General features: G+C 47.2%; 9 tRNA genes and 2 rRNA genes. All 11 read right to left on the bottom strand.

What is annotated here, in order from left to right:
• Window positions 1–60, bottom strand: a 16S ribosomal RNA gene (locus tag CRO00_RS19880); the annotation flags it as partial.
• A gap of 110 nt (window positions 61–170) precedes the next feature.
• Window positions 171–246: transfer RNA gene (locus CRO00_RS19885), tRNA-Ala, on the bottom strand.
• A gap of 8 nt (window positions 247–254) precedes the next feature.
• A tRNA-Pro gene (locus CRO00_RS19890) sits at window positions 255–331 on the bottom strand.
• A gap of 8 nt (window positions 332–339) precedes the next feature.
• Window positions 340–416 (bottom strand) — tRNA-Arg (locus tag CRO00_RS19895).
• Between the two features lie 7 nt (window positions 417–423).
• Window positions 424–512, bottom strand: a tRNA-Leu gene (locus CRO00_RS19900).
• A 6-nt stretch (window positions 513–518) separates the two neighbouring features.
• A tRNA-Gly gene (locus CRO00_RS19905) sits at window positions 519–593 on the bottom strand.
• Between the two features lie 39 nt (window positions 594–632).
• Window positions 633–714: transfer RNA gene (locus CRO00_RS19910), tRNA-Leu, on the bottom strand.
• A gap of 13 nt (window positions 715–727) precedes the next feature.
• Window positions 728–802 (bottom strand) — tRNA-Lys (locus tag CRO00_RS19915).
• Between the two features lie 7 nt (window positions 803–809).
• A tRNA-Thr gene (locus CRO00_RS19920) sits at window positions 810–885 on the bottom strand.
• 6 nt (window positions 886–891) lie between these two features.
• A tRNA-Val gene (locus CRO00_RS19925) sits at window positions 892–967 on the bottom strand.
• Window positions 968–977: 10 nt separating this feature from the next.
• Window positions 978–1,093, bottom strand: a 5S ribosomal RNA gene (gene rrf, locus CRO00_RS19930).
• Window positions 1,094–1,310 lie beyond the last annotated feature (217 nt).

Below are 1,310 nucleotides of genomic sequence, written 5' to 3' on the forward strand. Positions count from 1 at the left end.
TTGCATGTATTAGGCACGCCGCCAGCGTTCGTCCTGAGCCAGGATCAAACTCTCCATAAAAGAATTTGATAAAGCTCAAATTTGCTGGCATCAAATTGATGTCAAAATGTTTCTCAAATTAATGAGAAATTATATTCATTAACGTTTTGTTGTTCAGTTTTCAAAGTTCATGGTGGAGCCTAGCGGGATCGAACCGCTGACCTCCTGCGTGCAAGGCAGGCGCTCTCCCAGCTGAGCTAAGGCCCCAATTAAAATGGTCGAGAAGACAGGATTCGAACCTGCGACCCCTTGGTCCCAAACCAAGTGCTCTACCAAGCTGAGCTACTTCTCGTAAATTTATGGCGCGCCCGGCAGGAGTCGAACCCACAACCTTCTGATCCGTAGTCAGACGCTCTATCCAATTGAGCTACGGGCGCATATAAATGGTGCCGAGGACCGGAATCGAACCGGTACGGTAGTCACCTACCGCAGGATTTTAAGTCCTGTGCGTCTGCCAGTTCCGCCACCCCGGCACATTTTGGAGCGGAAGACGGGGTTCGAACCCGCGACCCCCACCTTGGCAAGGTGGTGTTCTACCACTGAACTACTTCCGCATGTGCATTTTTTATCACTTAATTATTTATAAATATAAATGCGGGTGAAGGGAGTCGAACCCCCACGCCTTGCGGCGCTAGATCCTAAGTCTAGTGCGTCTGCCAATTCCGCCACACCCGCGTATATTTAAAACTGGTGAGCCATGAAGGACTTGAACCTTCGACCCTCTGATTAAAAGTCAGATGCTCTACCACTGAGCTAATGGCTCTAACTGATGGTGCCGGCGAAAGGACTTGAACCCTCAACCTACTGATTACAAGTCAGTTGCTCTACCAATTGAGCTACACCGGCTTAATATGGTGGAGGATGACGGGCTCGAACCGCCGACCCCCTGCTTGTAAGGCAGGTGCTCTCCCAGCTGAGCTAATCCTCCTGGGTATTATGCCTAGCAACGTCCTACTCTCGCAGGGGGAAGCCCCCAACTACCATCGGCGCTAAAGAGCTTAACTTCCGTGTTCGGTATGGGAACGGGTGTGACCTCTTTGCCATTATCACTAGACTTCAAACATTGCAAATACTATATTTGAGACAATAATTATTATATTATTTTATTTATAAAAAAGCAACACTTTTTATAAAACATAATTTTTGTTCTCTCAAAACTGGATAAAGACATTGACATACAAACTTCAAGCTAAAATTGGTTAAGTCCTCGATCGATTAGTATTCGTCAGCTCCATGTGTCACCACACTTCCACCTCGAACCTATCTACCTC

This window comes from Ureibacillus xyleni, from assembly GCF_900217795.1.
Lineage (GTDB): Bacteria > Bacillota > Bacilli > Bacillales_A > Planococcaceae > Ureibacillus > Ureibacillus xyleni.